Source organism: Pseudomonas solani (assembly GCF_026072635.1).
GTDB classification, from domain to species: domain Bacteria; phylum Pseudomonadota; class Gammaproteobacteria; order Pseudomonadales; family Pseudomonadaceae; genus Metapseudomonas; species Metapseudomonas solani.
This window is the reverse complement of sequence record NZ_AP023081.1, coordinates 4,167,271-4,185,716: the sequence shown is the minus strand read 5'-3', so window position 1 is coordinate 4,185,716 and position 18,446 is coordinate 4,167,271. Positions and strand designations below refer to the sequence as shown.

Here is an 18,446-nt window from a genome sequence, read left to right as displayed (position 1 = left end):
GGGAAGCACTAGCCCGAAAAGCCTGTTAGGCGCTGATGGCGACGCTGGTACTCGGTGAGTTGGGGCAGTTCCGGTAACGGTGGAGAGTTGCTGGCCGCCCCCTGGTAATCGAAATGCGCTGCCTTGATCAGGTGGTCCCCCTGGGTGCCCGATTCGATGGAACAGGCATCGACGCTGATGTAGCTGCCGCCAGCGTTGAGGACGATCCTCTTCTTGGCGGTGATGTGGATTTCATCCTCGGTGCTGGTGATCTCCAGCCCCTGGCGGGCCAGCAGTTCCAGGCGGTCGTTCTGCGCCTGGATCTGCACCGCGCCCTGGTTGGCGATGAGCTTCAGGCCGAGCTTGCGCACGAACAGGCTGACGCCCTCCCCCACGCCGATGAACAGCCGCCGCACCACGCTCAAGGCGGCGTCCTTGCCCGCGTTGGCGATGAGGTTCCGTTCTGCGGCCAGTTGCAGGTGGTGGCCACTGCTGAGCGCGATGCCCTTGGGTGCACTGAGCAGCAGGACGGCGGACTTGATCTGCTCCAGGTCCTGCCTGAGCAGGTCGAGCTGCGCCTGCACATCGGCCGGCTCGGCGTTGGCGACCTGGGCATCCTCGGAAAGCGTCTGCATCTCCTCAGCGGCGCGTTGCAGGCGGGCGAGCGTGTCCTGCATGGCCAGCACCTGCCCCTGGGCACGCGGCTGTTCATCGGCACTGATGAACATGCCCTTGCCGGAACGCAGCGCGCCCCAGCCGTCGGTGCGCAGCTCGAAGCCTTCGCCGCGTTTCTGCCGCTGCCCATCCACCAGGTGGCCGAGGTTGAGCTGGCTCTTGCCGCTGTGCTCGGTGCTGAGCTTGATGTGTTCCTGGCCACGGGTGTCGTCCAGGCGCAGCTTGTTGTTGGACGGGGTGCGCAGGACGTTGCGCTTGTAGTTCTTCAGGGTGACGAGGTCGGGGTGCCGGCTGTCGTGCAGGGCGAAGGCGATGAAGCCCCGGTCCGGGTCGCCGCGCTCGAAGGCGATGCCCACCTCGGTGCCCTGGATCAGCGGCAGGTGCAGGCCGTGGGTATCCCCGGCATAGGCGCGTGCCAGGCGCAGCCACATGCTTTCCTGGCCGGCGGGCCAGGTGTCCTGGTCGAAGAGGAAGTTGACCTTGTAGCGGCCCTCCAGGTCGATGTGGCTGTAGAGGTCGTCGGCCTGCGCGCTGGTGACACGGGCCGGGATGGTGCCGGCGATCACGGGGCGCGGCAGCAGCGGCGGGCGAAAGCACACGCTTTCGCTGTAGGGGATGGCCTCGAAGCGGGCTTCGAAGCTGCGATCGCGGGCGGCGACGGTGACCAGGCGGGTGATGACGGCGCCAGGGGTGAAGGCCTCGGGCGCGCCGCCCTCGATCTTCAGCACCTGCCCAGGTGCCAGGGTGGCGCTGCTGGTGCGGCCGTCGAGGCGGGTCTGGTCGTTGAGGTAGCGCTCGTGGGCGAGGCGGGCATAGAAGTAGCCGCTTTCGCTTTTCAGGTCTTCGTCGCGGGAGCCGGGGTCGTCCAGCTCAATGTAGGGATCGCCGTAGTGATAGGCCTCGCCGTAGGTGGTCGGGTCGCCCCGGGTCTGGTCGAGGTCGCCGTCGAGGTAGGCCGTTGCGTCACGCGGGGTGTAGGCGCGGATGCGCAGGTTCCTTTCCACCACACCGTGGCTCGTCTGCAGGTCCCAGACGGCGTCCTGGCCGCTGCTGACGGTGCCGGACGGCGGGCGGTAGGGCAGCTGGACGCCGAACCGGTAGTTGCGCTGGTCATCGTGGAACTCGACGACATCGATGCCCAGGCGCTCGTCGGCGGTGAAGCGGTACCAGATGCCCACCTCGGCCAGCAGGCGCTGGATGAAGGCCAGGTCGCTCTCGTCGTATTGCATGACCTGCTCGCGCTTGGGGTAGTCGCGCCTGAGGTCGAAGAAGAAGTCCTGCCCGGCCCAGCGGTGGCGGTCGCTGCGCAGGATCTGCTCGACGATCTCGGGCACCGAGAGGTGCTGGTAGATGCGGTACTGCCGGCCCCGCCCGAGCAGGGTCAGGCGCGGCTGCAGGGTGATTTCGTAGCGGGCCTCGTCGTTGGAGCCGGAGATCCGCCGGAAGCCCGTGATCACGCCGTGCAGGGTGCGCAGCGGCTGGGCCGGCGGCACGCCCAGGCCGGCGAAGGGCACCGGTGCGGGGGGCGCGAAGAGGCTGAAGCTGGCGGGCTGCCCGACGATGCGCCTGGAGGGGAGGTCGCGCTGGGACGAGGTGAACTCGACCTGGTAGGTGAAGGGCTGGCTGAGCGTCTCGTCCCCGACGAAGGCGAGGACGTCGAGCCCGACGTCGAGTTCGCCCACCTGCAGGCGGTGACGGCTGTGATCGAAGAAATGGCGGAGTTCGGCAAGCATGTCGAGGCCTCATCGATGGGATGGCCCGTATGCATCGCCGCTTCGTGACGTATCTCGATGAGACCGCCAAGTCCTGCATCCGGGGCGAGACAGTAGGCTGAAAACCCCGATGGGCTGGGAATAGGGAAAAGCCCCAAAGGGCTCGGGAAGCGTCCGAAGAAATGAGGGGAGCTGCTGTAGGAACCCAATCACTTCAATGCCCGGAGTCCTGAGGGGACGCCAGCGTCATCCGGTCCGACCACGGAAGCACCAGGCAAAAAAAGCCCCGCCGAAGCGGGGCTAGAGCACATTCAACCTTTCAGCGAACGATGGCTCAGGAGGTCTTGACCCCATGCTGGCCGCTCTGGGCCAGGTCCATCAGCTCGCGGTTGGCCACGGCGTACATGGCGTAGTCGGTGCCGGTGGCGGCGCGCAGCTCGGTGAGCATCACCTTCCAGCGTTCCACCAGCGGGCGGTGCTGTTCCAGCCACAGGGCCACGCGTTCGTCCATGTCCGTCGGGGCGTCGTTCATCTGCAGCACCGAGACGGTGATCGCCCGCTGCTGGCCGTCGAGGTCGTCGCGGAAGGCTTCGCGGGCCAGGGCCTGCCAGTTGTTCTCCACCGGCAGGCTGGTGATCTGCTGCAGGTACCAGGACAGGTCCAGCGCGCCACCGACGGCGAAGTAGGCGGCGGCCACTTCGGCGGTGTCCTTGCCGGTGACGTCCGAGGCTTCGATGATCGGCAGCAGCGTGTACAGGTGGCTGGTGCCAGCGACCACACGGGCCAGCTCTTCCGGTGCGCCGGCTTCGACATAGGCCTGGTAGCGGGCCAGCCACTGCTCGCGGGCCGGGCCTTCCAGCAGTTCGTCCAGGCGACCGGCCAGCTCGGCCACGCGCGGGCCGAAGTGGCCGACGTCACGGGCGGCGTTCTGGTCTTCGCGACGGCTGCGCAGGAACCAGCGCGTGGCACGGCGACCGAGGCGCATCAGCTCGTCCATCAGGGTCAGCTGCAGTTCGGCGGGGACCTTGTAGTCCAGCGCTTCGATCTGCTTCCACCAGTGGGCCAGGCGGAACACATCGCGCACCACCACGTAGGCACCGGCGACGTTGGCCGCGCTCATGCCGGTGGACTCCTTCAGGCGCTGCACGAAGGTGATGCCCATGTGGTTGACCAGGTCGTTGGCGATCTGGGTGCTGATGATTTCGCGCTTCAGGCGATGGCGGCCCATGGAGTCGCCGAACTTCTTCGCCAGCAGCGGCGGGAAGGCGGTTTCCATCTCGCGAGCCAGGTAGTCGTCGTCCGGCACCAGGGATTTGAGCAGCGACTCCTTGAGGTCGATCTTGCTGTAGGAAATCAGCACCGACAGCTCCGGGCGGGTCAGGCCCTGGCCGTTGGCGGTTCGCTCGTTGAGCTCCTCGTCACTGGGCAGGAACTCCAGCGCGCGGTCGAGCTTGCCGGCGGCCTCCAGGGCGGCGATCAGGCGCTTGTACTCGCCGATGCGCTCGCGGGCACGGCGTTGCGCCAGGGACAGCGCCTGGGTCTGCTTGTAGTTGTTGCCCAGCACCAGGCTGCCCACCGCGTCGGTCATCTCGGCCAGCAGCTTGTTGCGCTGCTTGCCGGTCATGTCGCCGGCCGCGACGATTTCGCCCAGGAGGATCTTGATGTTCACCTCGTGGTCGGAGCAGTCCACGCCACCAGCGTTGTCGATGAAGTCGGTGTTGCTGGCGCCGCCGTTGAGGCCGTACTCGACGCGACCGAGCTGGGTCATGCCCAGGTTGCCGCCCTCGCCCACCACCTTGGCACGCAGTTCGCGACCGTCGACGCGCAGGGCGTCGTTGGCCTTGTCGCCGACGTCGGCATGGGACTCCTTGCTGGACTTCACGTAGGTGCCGATGCCGCCGTTCCACAGCAGGTCGACCGGCGCCTTGAGCAGCGCGTTGAGCAGCTCGGTGGGGGTCAGCTTGTCGGCGCGGATGTCGAAGCGCTCCTTCATCTCCGGGCTGATGGCGATGCTCTTCGCTGCCCGCAGGAAGATGCCGCCGCCGGCGGAGATCAGCTTGGCGTCGTAGTCGGCCCAGGACGAGCGCGGCAGGTCGAACAGGCGCTTGCGCTCGACGAAGCTGCTGGCCGCATCCGGATTCGGGTCGATGAAGATGTGCATGTGGTTGAACGCGGCCACCAGTTGCAGCGTGTCCGACAACAGCAGGCCGTTGCCGAACACGTCGCCGGCCATGTCGCCGATGCCGATCACGGTGACATTGTCCTTCTGCACGTCGATGCCGCGTTCGCGGAAGTGACGCTGCACCGAGACCCAGCCGCCCTTGGCGGTGATGCCCATGCCCTTGTGGTCGTAGCCGGCGGAGCCGCCGGAAGCGAAGGCGTCGCCCAGCCAGAAGCCGTACTCCAGGGCGATGCCGTTGGCGATGTCGGAGAAGGTCGCGGTGCCCTTGTCGGCCGCCACCACCAGGTAGGGGTCGTCGGCGTCGTGGCGCACCACGTTGGCCGGCGGCACCACCTGGCCTTCCTTGAGGTTGTCGGTGATGTCCAGCAGGCCGCTGATGAAGATGCGGTAGCAGGCGATGGCCTCGGCCTGGATGTCGTCACGGCTGCCGCCAACGGGCAGGCGACGGGGGATGAAGCCACCCTTGGCGCCCATGGGCACGATCACCGCGTTCTTCACCTGCTGCGCCTTGACCAGGCCCAGCACTTCGGTACGGAAGTCTTCCTCGCGGTCGGACCAGCGCAGGCCGCCCCGGGCCACGTCGCCGAAGCGCAGGTGCACGCCTTCCACGCGCGGGCAGTAGACGAAGATCTCGAACTTGGGCACCGGACGCGGGATGTCGGGGATCAGCCGCGGGCTGAGCTTGAAGCTGAAGTAGCCCTTGTTCTGGCCGTTGGCATCGGGCTGGTAGAAGTTGGTGCGCAGGGTCGCCTTGATCAGGTCGAGGTAGCGCCGCAGGATGCGGTCCTCGTTGAGTACGGCGACGTTGTCCAGCTCGCCGAGGATGGCCTGCTCGAGCTTCTGCTGCTTGTCTTCCAGGTCCTCGGCGGTGAGCTTGCGGGCCAGGTAGAAGCGGGTCTTGAACAGGCGCACCAGCTCCTTGGCGATGTCCACATGGTTCAGCAGCGTGCTGGCGATGTAGGACAGGTCGAAGCCCAGGCGGATCTGCTTCAGGTAGCGGGCATAGGCACGCAGCAGCGCCACGTCGCGCCAGGGCATGGAGGCGGTCAGTACCAGGCGGTTGAAGGCGTCGTTCTCGGCGTCGCCGTTGACGATGTGGATGAAGGCGTCCTGCAGGGTGTCGTTGAGCTGCTGGATGTCGACTTCCTGGCCCGAGGCGCTGGTGAAGGCGAAGTCGTGGATCCAGAACTCGCGGCCATCCTGGCGGTGCAGGCGGTAGGGGAACTCGCCGAGCACGCGCAGGCCCAGGTTCTCCAGGATCGGCAACACGTCGGACAGCGGCAGCGGCGTGTCGGCGTGGTACAGCTTGCAATGCAGCAACTGCTCACCCTGGGTCAGCGGCTGGTAGAAGCTCATCACCAGCTGGCGCTCGTCGGAGAGGCTGTTCAAGTGCTGCATGTCGACCACGGCCGAGTGCGGGGCGAAGCGCTCGCGGTAGCCGGCGGGGAAGCCTTTCGGGAAGTCGGCCAGCACACGGGTGCCCTGGGCCTCGCCGAAGCTTTCATTGACCAGGCTGGCGTAGTCGTCCTTCCAGGAGCGGCAGGCCTGGATCACTTCCTTCTCCAGGCGTACCGGGTCGACCACAGCCTTGTTCTTCGGGTCCAGGCGCAGGATGAACTGCACGCGCGCCAGCACGGACTCGGAGAAGAAGGTCCAGAACTCGCAATCGCTGGCCTGCAGGCGGTCCATGAGGATCTGCTGGATCTTCAGGCGCGTTTCGGTGGAGTAGACGTCGCGCGGCACATAGGCCAGCGCGTAGGCGAAGCGGCCATAGGGATCACGGCGCAGGAACAGGCGGATCTTGTTGCGCTCCTGCATCTGCACGATGGCCATGGCGGTGGAGAACAGATCATCCACCGGGGTCTGGAACAGGTCGTCGCGGGGCAGCACCTCGAGCACCTGGGCCAGTTCCTTGCCCAGGTGGGCGCGGGCGTCGAAGCCGGAGCGGCGCTGGATCTCGGCGACCTTGCCACGGATGAAGGGGATCTCCGACACGCTCTCGCCGTATACGGCGGAGGTGTACAGACCCATGAAGCGGCATTCCTTGACCACGCGGCCCTTGGCGTCCAGCTCGCGGATGGAGACGAAGTCCGGGTAGGCCGGGCGGTGCACGCGGCTCGGCTCGGCGGCCTTGGCGAAGGACAGCAGCACCGGGCCGCGCAGGTAGTCGACGGCGTCCTTCTCGATGTGCAGGTCGGCGGCGCTGAGGCCGATGCGGCGCAGGCGCGAGACACCGAGCAGGGATTTCTCGTCATAGACCAGGTGGCCGCCGGCCTCGCCCTCGTCTACCACGGTGAACTCCTCGTAGCCGAGGAAGGTGAAGTGGTTGTCCAGCAACCAGTTCATGAAGACCTTGATCTCGGCCAGCTCGGCCGGCTCGACCTTGAGCTTGGCCTTGTCCAGCCAGGCCAGCAGCTCGCGGGCCTTGGTGGTCATCGGCTGGAAGTCGGCGACGGTCACCCGCACTTCGCCGAGCATGTCCTCGATGGCCTTTTCCAGGGCCTTGAGAGCGGTCGGCGCGGCGATGCGGTCGATCTCCAGGAACATCAGCGATTCCTGCTGCACATCCTTGCCCTGGGCACCCTTGGGCAGCACCTCGACCAGCTCGCCCTTCTTGTTGCGGCGCACGCTGAGCACGCTGTTCTGCAGCGTGTGGATGTTGTAGCCGCGGCGGTTCAGCTCCATGCGCACCGAATCCACCAGGAAGGGGATGTCGGGGTGCAGCACTTCCACCGCGGTGTGGGTGGATTGCCAGCCGTGCTTCTCGTAATCGGGGTTGAAGGCGCGTACCTGCGGCTTGGCCGGGTCGAAGCGTTCCAGCAGGCGCCACGACGACAGGGTGCAGCCCACCAGGTCGGAGAGCCGGCGCTGGGTGAGTTCGTCGAGGGCGATGATGCCGAAGAATTGTTCGGCGAACAGGGCTACTTGTGGCAAGGCCTGCTCGCTGACGTGCTGCGCCAGGGCCGCTTGCAGTTGATGCTGGAAGTCGGCTTTGCTGGCCGCGGTGAAGAACGCCATGGTTGTGCTCCGCTTGGCTCTGTTGTTGGGGGTTAAGCGTAGAACGCTTATCGCGCGGTGATGGATCAGGAGGAGATTCAAGGCAGTGTGACGAGTCGGAGCCGCCTGGGACCGACCAGTCATCCTCGTGGACAGATTAAGGGCGGCACCCGGTGCGACGCTTTTAGCCCTGCGACATATTCGGTCAATCTCGGACAGCCGCCTTCAGCAAGCCGACATGGATCACGGAAAAAAGACGACACGAGCACTTCGGTAGCGCCTACAGCGCGCCCACAGCGGCAGACCCGGTGCGGCCCCTAGACTCGCCACTCCCCTTTCCCACCGGAGCACCCACCATGTGCACCTGCCACGAACCGCATACCCCTGACCGCCCGGAGCGCCGGCGTTTCCTGCGCCTGGCCGGAATGACCGCCGCAGCAGTGGCCGCTGCGCCCCTGCTGAGCAACACAGCCCTGGCCGCCACCCCGGCTGCGGCCCCCACGCCCAAGCCACAGAACCAGTTGGCCCCGGACGCTGCCCTGGAACGCCTGATGCAGGGCAACCAACGCTATGTGGATGGGCTGACCCGCCGCCACGACTTCCTCACCGAACGCGAGGCCCTGGTCTCCGCACAGAACCCCTATGCCGCCGTGCTGGGCTGCGCCGACTCGCGCATCGCCCCGGAATACGCTTTCGACACCGCCCGGGGCGACCTCTTCGCCGTCCGCGTGGCCGGCAACCTGGTGACCGACGACGGCCTGGCCAGCCTGGAATACGGCGTGGCCGTGCTCGGCATCCCGCTGCTGATGGTGCTTGGCCACGAGGGCTGCGGCGCGGTGGAGGCCGGCCTCAAGATGGCTCGCGACGGCGCCAGCTACCCCGGCCATATCCAGGGCCTGGCAGCAGCCATCGCGCCGTCGGCGCAGGCGGTGCTCGAACATAAGGGCGACGTTCTGGAAAACGCCATCGCACAGAACGTGCGGGACAACCTCAAGCAGCTCACCGAGCGCTCCAGCCTGCTGCGCGACGCCATTGCCGAAGGGCGCCTGAAGGTGGTGGGCGGCATCTACCGGCTGGCCAGCGGCAAGGTCGAGCTGATCGCCTGAGCCTTCGCGGGCCGGGCGAATAGCGCTCGGCCCGTCACGATTTCGCTGCGCGTCCACGCGCTCGCCTAGGCCGCAGGCCTCTGCTTGGATTAAAGTACTTCGCCTTCTCCGGGGGCCTGGCTGCCCCCGTCCAACCCGAGCGAGCCCAACGATGGAACACCGCGAAGCACTGATCGCCCTGCGCCAGTACCTGTCCACCCAGATCCTCGGTCAGGAAAAGCTCATCGACCGCCTGCTCATCGCCCTGCTCGCCGACGGCCACCTGCTGGTGGAAGGCGCGCCCGGGCTGGCCAAGACCAAGGCGATCAAGGACCTGGCCGAAGGGGTCGAAGCCGAGTTCCACCGCATCCAGTTCACCCCCGACCTGCTGCCGGCGGACATCACCGGCACCGAGATCTATCGCCCGGAAACCGGCAGCTTCGTGTTCCAGCAGGGGCCGATCTTCCACAATCTGGTGCTGGCAGACGAGATCAACCGCGCACCGGCCAAGGTGCAATCGGCGCTGCTGGAAGCCATGGCCGAGCGCCAGGTGTCCATCGGCCGCTCCACCTATGAACTGCCGCCGCTGTTTCTGGTGATGGCGACGCAGAACCCCATCGAGCAGGAAGGCACCTACCCGCTGCCCGAAGCCCAGCTCGACCGCTTCCTCATGCACGTGAAGATCGGTTTCCCCGAAGCCTCGGTGGAACGCAAGATCCTCCAGCAGGCCCGTGGCGTCGCCCTCAACGGCGAGACCCGCCCCGAGCACCAGGTCAGCCAGCAGGCGATCTTCGCCGCGCGCAAGGAAATACTCGGCCTGTACATGGCCGACGCCGTGGAGGAGTACCTGGTGCAACTGGTGATGGCCACGCGCACCCCGGCCAAGTTCGACAGTGAGCTGGCCGAGTGGCTGGCCTATGGCTCCAGCCCGCGCGGCTCCATTGCCCTGGACCGCTGTGCCCGCGCCCATGCGTGGATGGCCGGCCGCGACTTCGTCAGTCCCGAGGACATCCAGGCCGTGCTCTTCGACGCCCTGCGCCACCGCCTGATCCTGTCCTTCGAGGCGGAGGCCGCCGGCATCGACCAGGACCGCGTGATCCAGCGCATCCTCGACGTGGTCGCCGTCGCCTGACCCATGGACAGCCCAGCCGCCCAGACCGGCATCAAGGTCAGCCTCGCCGAGCTGATCGACATGCGCCATCGCGTCCGCGAGGTGCAGCTGTTCTCCACGCCTTCGCGACGCAGCCCCTTGATCGGCCTGCACCACTCCAAGCTGCGCGGTCGCGGCGTCGACTTCGACCAGGTGCGGGTCTACCAGCCGGGCGATGACGTGCGCACCATCGATTGGCGCGTCACCGCACGCACCCAGGAGCCGCACACCAAGCTGTTCCACGAGGAGCGTGAGCGCCCGGTGTTCATCATGGTCGAGCAGAGCCAGCGGCTGTTCTTCGGCTCCGGGCAGATGTTCAAGTCGGTGCTCGCCGCCCACGCCGCCAGCCTCATCGGCTGGGCCGCCCTGGGCCACAACGATCGCATCGGCGGCCTGGTCTTCAGCGACAACGAGCACCACGAGATCAAGCCCCGGCGCAGCAAGCAGAGCCTGCTGCAACTGCTCAACCGCCTGGTGCGCACCAACCAGGCCCTGGGCCCCCAGCAGACAACCACCCGCGAAGGCTTCAGCCTGGCCCTGCGCCGCGCCCGCGAGGTGCTACGCCCCGGCAGCCTGGTGGTGATCCTCTGCGACGAACGCACCCTGTCCGATACCTCGGAGCAGCAGCTCGCCCTGCTCGCCCGCCACACCGACCTGATCCTGCTGCCGCTGTCCGATCCGCTCGACCACGCCCTGCCCGCCGCCGGGCTGCTGCGCTTCACCGAGCTGGGCGCCAAGCTGGAACTGGACACCCACAACCCCGAGCTGCGCCAGGCCTACCGTGACCTGGGCGATGCGCGCAAGGCGCGCTGGCAACGCCTGGCCCAGCGCCTGGGGGTGCTGCTGCTGCCCCTGAGCACCCAGGCCGGCATGGTCGACCAGTTGCGTGACCACCTGCACCACCGGGGTGGCAAGCGATGAACCCGCTCGACCAGCTGGAGCCGCTGATCGCCCCCGACGCCGTGCCCTGGTGGCCGCCCGCGCCGGGCTGGTGGGTGCTTGCCGCCTTGCTGCCGCTGCTGCTCTGGGGCCTCTGGCGCCTGCGCCACCGCCTGCCCCGCCGGCAACGCGGCGAGCGCGCCGAACAACCCCTGGAGCCGATGCGCGAGGCGGCGCTCAAGGAGCTCGCGCAGCTGCGCAAGCCCTATGACGGCGTACCTGCGGGCCTCTGGCTGCAGCAGCTCAACGGCCTGCTCAAGCGCCTGTGCCGCCTGCACTACCCCAACGACCAAAGCCTCACCCTCAGCGGCCGCGCCTGGCTGGCCTACCTGGACAACCGCTGCCCCGCCGCCGGCCTGACCCGCTGGATGGTGCTGGTGGAGGGCGCCTACCGCCCCGAGTGCAAGCTCGACGACAAGGCCATCGAAGGCCTGACCCAGGCGGTCGACACCTGGATTCGCAAGCATGTTTGAACTCGCCTGGCCGTGGATCTTCCTGCTCGCGCCCCTGCCCTGGCTGTTGCGCGTGCTGCTGCCCCCCGCCGACAGCGGCGAGGCTGCGCTCAAGGTGAGCTTCCTCGGCGAGCTGGAAGCCCTCGCCGGCCGCCGCGCCCGGGCCAACCTGCCGGCCTGGCGCCAGCAGGCCCCCTTCGCCCTGCTCTGGCTGCTGCTGCTGTGCGCCGCCGCGCGCCCGGAATGGGTGGGCGAGCCGCAACCCCTGCCGGCCAGCGGCCGCGACCTGCTGGTGGCGGTGGATGTCTCCGGCTCCATGGACTACGCGGACATGGAGCTGGACGGCAAGCAAGTCAGCCGCCTGACCCTGGTCCAGCACCTGATGGGCGAATTCATCGACGGCCGCATCGGCGACCGCATTGGCCTGATCCTCTTCGGCAGCCAGGCCTACCTGCAGGCACCGCTGACCTTCGACCGCCAGACCGTGCACATCTGGCTCGACGAGGCGCTGATCGGCATCGCCGGCAAGAACACCGCCATCGGCGACGCCATCGGCCTGGCGGTCAAGCGCCTGCGCCAGCGCCCCGCCGATAGCCGCGTGCTGGTACTGGTCACCGATGGCGCCAACACCGGTGGCGAGATCGAACCGCTCACCGCCGCACGCCTCGCCGCCGAGGAGCAGGTGAAGATCTACACCATCGGCATCGGTGCCGACCCGGAACAGGGCGGCGTGCTCGGCATGTTCGGCCTCAACCCCGGCCTGGACCTGGACGAACCCACCCTGCGCAGCATCGCCGAGCAGACCGGCGGCCGCTATTTCCGCGCCCGCTCCAGCAAGGAGCTGGAAGAGATCGAACACGCCCTGGACCAGCTCGAACCCGTTTCGCAACTGCCCAGCCAGGCCCGCCCGGCCCTGGCGCTGTATTCCTGGCCACTGGCCGGCGCCATGCTGTTGAGCCTGCTGCTGATCAGCCGTGAGCTCTGGCCCCACGCGCTGCAGCAACGTCCGCAGTGGCTGCGGAGGCGCCCATGAGCGAACTCTGGCCCCACTGGCTGCGCCCCTTCTGGCTGCTCCTGTTGCCGCTGCTGGCCTGGCTGATCTGGCAGCTCTGGCACCGCGAGCGCCGCAGCGGTCGCTGGCAGCAACTGCTGCCCATCGCCTTCCAGCCCTGGTTGCTGGGCGGTGGCCGGGAACGCAGCAGCCGCCTGCCATGGATCGCCTTGGGCCTGGCCTGGAGCCTGGGCCTGCTGGCACTGATCGGCCCCAGTTGGCAGCGGGTGGAGCAAAGCACGCAGAAGCGCGCCGACCCGCTGGTGGTCATCCTCGAACTGACGCCTTCGATGCTCGCCTCCGACCTGCCGCCCACACGCCTGGAGCAGGCCAAGCGCAAGCTACGCGACCTGCTGGATGCCCGCCGCGATGCGCAGACCGCCATCGTCGTCTACGCCGGCAGCGCCCACAGCCTGGTCCCCCTCTCCGATGACCTGATGACCACCGGCAACCTGCTGGAGGCGCTCAAGCCGTCGATCATGCCGGAGGCTGGCCAACGCGCCGATCTCGCCGTGGAGAAAGCCCTGGCCCTGCTCAAGCAGGGCGCCCAGGGCCAGGGCCGCCTGCTGCTGATCACCAGCAGCCTGAGCGAGACGGAGCGTGACGGCATCCGCCATGCCCTGGGCTCGAAGAGCGAGCGCCTGAGCATCCTCGGCATCGGCACCGCCGAGGGCGCGCCCATCGCTCAGGAAAACGGCGGCTTCATCAAGGACGCCCAGGGCGCCATCCTCCTGCCGCGCCTGGACGCCGCGAGCCTCAAGCGCTTCGCCAACCAGCTGGGCGGCAAGTACGCCAGCGCCCGTGTCGACGAACGCGACCTGCGCACCCTCGGCCTGCTGGGGGGCGCCCGCACCCTGCGCGAAAGCCGCGAAACCACGCGCCTGGAAGCCTGGGCCGACCAGGGCCACTGGCTGCTGCTGCCGCTGCTGCTGATCGCCGCCTGCGCCGGGCGCCGTGGCTGGATCTTCTGCCTACCGCTGTTCTTCGTGCTGCCCCGCCCGGCCTTGGCCTTCGAAATGGAAGACCTGTGGCTGCGCCCCGACCAACAGGGCCAGCGCCTGCTGGAGGCCCAGCAACCGGCAGAGGCCGCGCAGCATTTCCAGGACCCGCGCTGGCAGGGCTATGCGCTCTACCAGGCCGGCAAGCACGCCGAAGCCGCCGAACGCTTCGCTGGCGGTGACAGCGCCGCCGACCACTACAACCGCGGCAATGCACTGGCCAAGGCCGGCCAGCTGGAAGCCGCGCTGGATGCCTACGAATCCGCCCTGGAGCGCGAGCCCGACCTGCAGCCGGCGCTGAACAACAAGGCCCTGGTGGAACAGTTGCTGCAACAGCAAAAACAGCAACAGGCGCAACAGCAGCAGGACGATCAGCAGGGCCAGCAGCAACCCCAGGAACAGCCTTCTGCCGCCCAGGGTGGCGACCCGGAAAAAGGCGAGGACAAGGAGCAGCAGCAGCCTGCCGAAGGCGCCTCCACCACCCCGCCCGAAGAGAACAAGCAGCCGGGCCAACAGGCCGGCGCCGACGGCCAACCCGCCGAGCCCGGGCAGAAACCCGCCGGTGAGCAACAGCCCAGCGACGCGCCGGGCCAGGCCGAGCCCCTGGGCGACGAGCGCCGGCAGTCCCTGGAACAATGGCTGCGGCAGATTCCCGACGACCCCGCCGAACTGCTGCGCCGCAAGTTTTGGTACGAACAGCAACGCCGCCAGGAAAACCAAGAATGATGCGCCTTCTCTGCGCCCTCCTCCTCAGCCTGCTGGCCTGCACCGCCAGCGCGGCGGGCTTTACCGCCAGCGTCGACCGCGCACGCCTCAGCGAGGGCGAAACCGTGGAGCTGATCCTGGAGTCCTCCGACCCGACGCTGTTCGGCAAGCCGGACCTCAAGCCGCTGGAATCGCAGTTCGAGGTGCTGGGCACGCGCCAGATCAACCGCATCAGCACCCTGAACGGCCAGGACGATCGCGCCACGCGCTGGATCGTCACCCTGCAGCCGAAGCAGAACGGCTTCGTGGTCATCCCGCCGCTGCGCCTGGGCGAAGCCGAGACCAAGCCGATCACCCTGCACATCCAGAAAAGCGACAACGCCGCCGGCAACAGCAAGCTGGCGCCGGTGTTCATCGACGCCAGCCTGGACGAGGAAAGCGTCTACGTGCAGGCGCAGACCATCCTCACCCTGCGCATCTATCACTCGGTCTCGCTGTATGACGACAGCAGCCTGACGCCGCTGCAGATGGCCGACGCGCGGGTCGAGCAACTGGGCGAGCCGCGCACCTACGAGAAAGAAATCAATGGCGTGCGCCACGGTGTGATCGAGCTGCGCTACGCGATCTTCCCGCAGAAGAGCGGCCAGTTGAGCATCCCCGCCCAGGTGTTCAGCGCCACCCTGGTGGAGCGCTCGGGGCAGGACGACTACCAGCCCTTCGGCCCGCGTCCCGGGCGCCTGACCCGGGTCAGCTCGCCGCAGATCCCGCTGGTGGTGAAAGCCAAGCCCGCCGACTACCCAGCCAACGCGCCCTGGCTGCCAGCGCGCAACCTGACCCTGGCCGAAGCCTGGAGCCCGGAGCCGGACAAGGCCCAGGTGGGTGACTCGCTGACCCGCAGCCTGATGGTCAAGGTCGAAGGCCTGGCCAGCGCCCAACTGCCCGCCCTGCCCGCCACCAATGTGACCAACCTGCGCCGCTACCCCGACCAGCCGCAACTGGCCAACCAGTCCAGCGAGCGCGGCCTGCTCGGCAGCCGCGAGGAGCGCGAGGCGCTGGTGCCGACCGCCGCCGGCCGCATCGAGCTGCCGCCGGTGGAAGTGGTGTGGTGGAACACCCGCGAGGATCACCTGGAGCGCAGCCAGCTGCCGGGCCGCACCCTGGAAGTCGCCGCCAATCCCACGCTGGAGCCGGAAGCGCCCGTGGAAAGCAGCAATGGCAACCAGCATACCGTGGAAGGCCCGCCGCTCTGGCCGTGGAAGCTCGCCACCCTGCTGCTGACGCTGACCACCCTGCTGGGCTTCGGCTTGTGGTGGCACGCCCGCCGCCAGCCGGCGATCCTGCCCACCGCGCAGACCGGCCCGAGCCCGCGCACCCTGCTGGACGACCTCAAGCGCGCCTGCCAGGCCAACGATCCCCACGCCACGCGCCAGGCCCTGGATGCCTGGGCCCGCCAGCAGCCGGAAACCCTGGCCGACATGGCCGCGCGCTTCGTGCCGCTGTCCGACGCCATGGACGGGCTCAACGGCGCCCTCTACAGCGAAAGCGGCCAGCACTGGCAGGGTGAGGAGCTGTGGAAAGCCATCCGCGCCCTGCCCACGCCGCAGGTGCAGCAACAGGCCGCTGGCGAAAGCGGGCTGCCGCCGCTCTATCCGCGCTGATCCGCTCCCAACCCAAACCCGGAGTGCCACTTCGTAGCCCGTGCTTCAGTGCGGGGAAAGCGTAGCCGGCACTCCCGGACTGAAGTCCGGGCTACGGTGCCGGGCACATACGCGTAAGGGCGGGTGAAACCCGCCGGAGCCTCGTGCCGGGCCTGTCGGGTTGCACCCGACCTACCTAAAACCTGTGACCGCCTCGTAGCCCGTGCTCTAGCGCGGAGAAGGTGTGGGCGGTGCTCCCGGGCTGAAGCCCGGGCTACAGGGTGAGGATGTGCTCGCTGTAGGGCGGGTGGAACCCGCGTGTTGGGACGACCCCTTTCGGATTTCACCCGCCCCCAATGGAGCGGCAACCCTTGGGGTTGCTGGGTGACTGAAGTCGCCCCTACAGGCTTGCCCCTACAGGGTTGTACGCGTGGTTTGCGGGTAGTCGATCGCCCATAAAAAAACCGCGGCCTGGGCCGCGGTTCTTTCATTGCCTTGAGGCTTAGTGGGCCAGCAGCGAACCGCCGGTCTTGCCCGCCAGCTTCTCGGGGCGGATCAGGAAGCGTGCCAGGGCAGGCAGCAGCCAGAGCGCACCGAACATGTTGACGATGAACATGAAGGTCAGCATCAGGCCCATGTCGGCCTGGAACTTGATCGCCGAGAACATCCAGGTCGCCACGCCGATGGCCAGGCACAGGCCGGTGAAGAGTACGGCCTTACCGGTGGACTTCAGCGTCTGGTAATAGGCCTCTTGCAGCGGCAGGCCGGCACGCAGGAAGCTTTCCAGGCGGCTGTAGATGTAGATGCCGTAGTCGACACCGATACCCACACCCAGCGCCACCACCGGCAGGGTCGCCACCTTCACGCCGATGCCGAGGAAGGCCATCAGCGCGTTACCCAGCACCGAGGTGAGGATCAGCGGCAGCACGATGCAGATGGTCGCGGCGACGGAGCGGAAGGTGATCAGGCACATCACCGCCACGCAGATGTACACCAGGATCAGGATGGTCAGCTCGGACTGGGCGATCACCTCGTTGGTGGCCGCTTCGATGCCGGCGTTACCGGCGGCGAGCATGAATTCCAGCCCTTCCTTGTTGTGCTCCTTGGCAAAGCCTTCCACCGCCTTGACCGCGCGCTGCAGGGTCTCGGCCTTGTGGTCGTTGAGGAACACCAGTACCGGCGCCAGGGAGCAGTCGGTGTTGTACAGGCCATCGGCACGGCTGATGGAGTTGTTCAGCACGTCCTGGTTGCGCGACAGGGTTTCCCACTTCAGGTTGCCTTCGTTCATCCCTTTGATCACCTGCTTGGAAACGGTGACCATCGAAATGGCGGATTGCACGCCCTGGGTGTTCTCCATCGTCCACATCAGCTCGTCGATCGGCGCCAGCGCTTCGTGCGTGGAGCAGCCTTCCGGCTTGGTCTTGACCATCACCACGAGCACGTCGGAGCTGGTCGAGTAGTTGCTGATGATGAAGTTGTTGTCCTTGTTGTAGCGCGAGTCAGGACGCAGTTCCGGCGCGCCCTGGTCGAGGTCGCCGATCTTCAGGTTCTGGCCGTACCAGAGGCCACCACCGAAGGCGACCAGGGCGATGACCACGGAGATCGGGGCCACCACCGGATGGGCGAAGTTGGACAGCAGGCGCCAGAACGGGTGTTCACGGGTCGCGTCCTTCTTGCTGCGCTCGATGGCCTTCTTGCTGATGCCGACATAGGAGATGGCGACCGGCAGCAGGATGAGGTTGGTGAACACGATCACCGCCACACCGATGGAGGCGCCGATGGCCAGCTCGCGGATCACGCCGATGTCGATGATCAGCAGGGTGATGAAGCCCACGGCGTCGGCCAGGATGGCGATCATGCCCGGCAGGAACAGCTGGCGGAAGGTACGCCGCGCAGCGGTCAAGGCGTTGTCCGCATCACTGGATTGCAGGGCGATACCGTTGATCTTCTGCACCCCGTGGGAGATGCCGATGGCGAAGATCAGGAACGGCACCAGCATCGAGTAGGGGTCGAGACCGAAGCCTACCGAGTGCATCAGGCCCAGCTGCCAGATCACCGCCACCAGGGTGGTGGAGAGCACGGCAATGGTGCTGCGGATACACCAGGTGAACCAGTACAGCAGCACCAGGGTGGTGAGGAAGGCGATACCGAAGAAGGCCACGACCATGATCAGGCCGTCGATCAGGTCACCGACCTTCTTGGCGAAACCGACGATGTGCACCTGCACATTGGGGTTCTGGGCCTGGTACTTGTCGCGGATCTTGGCTTCCAGCTCATGGGAGAACTGGCGGTAGTCGAGCTTCAGCAGCTTGCCCTGGTCGTTCGGGTCCGGGTAGGACTCGAGCAGCGGCACGTCGACGATGCTGGATTTGAAGTTGTTGGCCACCAGGCGGCCGATCTGGCCGGACTTGAGCACGTTGTTGCGCAGTTCGTCGAGGCTGTCGTCGGAACCGTCGTAGGTCTGCGGGATCACCTCGCCACCGGCGAAGCCTTCCTCGGTGACCTCGGTCCAGCGCACGCTGGGGCTCCACAGGGACTTCAGGCCGGAACGGTCGACGCCGGGAATGTAGAACACCTCGTCGTGGATCTGACGCAGGGTGTCCATGTACTCCTTGCTGAAGATGTCCCCGTCCTTGGCTTCCACCGAGATACGCACGGTGTTGCCCAGGTTCGCCAGGTCGTTGCGGTGCTCCATCATCTTCTGGATGAAGGGGTGGTGCAGCGGGATCATCTTCTCGAAGCTGGTGGACGGGCGCACCTGGGTGGCCTGCCAGAAGAGGAAGATGCTGACCAGCAGGCAGATGACGATCACGGCCGGCCGGTTGTTGAAGATCAGGCGTTCCAGGAAGGTCGCCTTGTCCTGGTGATGGTTACTCATCGAAAC

Annotated in this window: 10 protein-coding genes; 7 read left to right on the top strand and 3 right to left on the bottom strand. The window is 67.2% G+C overall.

Going from position 1 to position 18,446, the window contains the following annotated elements; translation table 11 throughout:
- Positions 1-8: 8 nt before the first annotated feature.
- Positions 9-2,387, bottom strand: coding sequence for a type VI secretion system Vgr family protein (locus tag PSm6_RS19095; protein ID WP_265167971.1), 2,379 nt, complete (start codon positions 2,385-2,387; stop codon positions 9-11).
- Positions 2,388-2,700: 313 nt separating this feature from the next.
- Complete coding sequence (locus tag PSm6_RS19090; protein ID WP_265167969.1) at positions 2,701-7,566, bottom strand: NAD-glutamate dehydrogenase; 4,866 nt, start codon at positions 7,564-7,566, stop codon at positions 2,701-2,703.
- A 335-nt stretch (positions 7,567-7,901) separates the two neighbouring features.
- Between PSm6_RS19090 and PSm6_RS19085 the strand changes: the two genes are divergently transcribed.
- The 7 genes from PSm6_RS19085 to PSm6_RS19055 all read left to right on the top strand — a co-directional run bounded on the left by PSm6_RS19085 (position 7,902) and on the right by PSm6_RS19055 (position 15,583).
- Positions 7,902-8,651 carry a carbonic anhydrase gene (locus PSm6_RS19085; RefSeq protein WP_265167968.1) on the top strand — a complete coding sequence of 250 codons (750 nt, stop codon included), beginning with the start codon at positions 7,902-7,904 and terminating at the stop codon, positions 8,649-8,651.
- A gap of 151 nt (positions 8,652-8,802) precedes the next feature.
- The gene (locus PSm6_RS19080; protein WP_021217378.1) at positions 8,803-9,762 is read left to right on the top strand and encodes an AAA family ATPase; all 960 of its coding nucleotides are present in this window, start codon (positions 8,803-8,805) and stop codon (positions 9,760-9,762) included.
- 3 nt (positions 9,763-9,765) lie between these two features.
- On the top strand, positions 9,766-10,701 hold the full coding sequence (locus tag PSm6_RS19075; RefSeq protein ID WP_184490695.1) for a DUF58 domain-containing protein: 936 nt from the start codon (positions 9,766-9,768) through the stop codon (positions 10,699-10,701).
- A complete protein-coding gene (locus tag PSm6_RS19070) occupies positions 10,698-11,192 on the top strand; it encodes a DUF4381 domain-containing protein (protein WP_021217380.1) in 495 nt (164 codons plus the stop codon). Before PSm6_RS19075 ends, PSm6_RS19070 begins: the two co-directional genes overlap by 4 nt.
- Positions 11,185-12,204: a vWA domain-containing protein gene (locus PSm6_RS19065; protein WP_021217381.1), complete on the top strand. Its 1,020-nt coding sequence runs from the start codon at positions 11,185-11,187 to the stop codon at positions 12,202-12,204. Before PSm6_RS19070 ends, PSm6_RS19065 begins: the two co-directional genes overlap by 8 nt.
- The gene (locus PSm6_RS19060; RefSeq protein WP_265167967.1) at positions 12,201-13,946 is read left to right on the top strand and encodes a VWA domain-containing protein; all 1,746 of its coding nucleotides are present in this window, start codon (positions 12,201-12,203) and stop codon (positions 13,944-13,946) included. The genes PSm6_RS19065 and PSm6_RS19060 overlap by 4 nt, the downstream gene beginning before the upstream one ends.
- Positions 13,943-15,583 carry a BatD family protein gene (locus PSm6_RS19055; protein WP_265167966.1) on the top strand — a complete coding sequence of 547 codons (1,641 nt, stop codon included), beginning with the start codon at positions 13,943-13,945 and terminating at the stop codon, positions 15,581-15,583. The genes PSm6_RS19060 and PSm6_RS19055 overlap by 4 nt, the downstream gene beginning before the upstream one ends.
- Positions 15,584-16,064: 481 nt before the next feature.
- Here the strand turns inward: PSm6_RS19055 and PSm6_RS19050 are convergent, their stop codons facing one another.
- Complete coding sequence (locus PSm6_RS19050; protein WP_021217384.1) at positions 16,065-18,440, bottom strand: efflux RND transporter permease subunit; 2,376 nt, start codon at positions 18,438-18,440, stop codon at positions 16,065-16,067.
- Between the last annotated feature and the right edge of the window lie 6 nt (positions 18,441-18,446).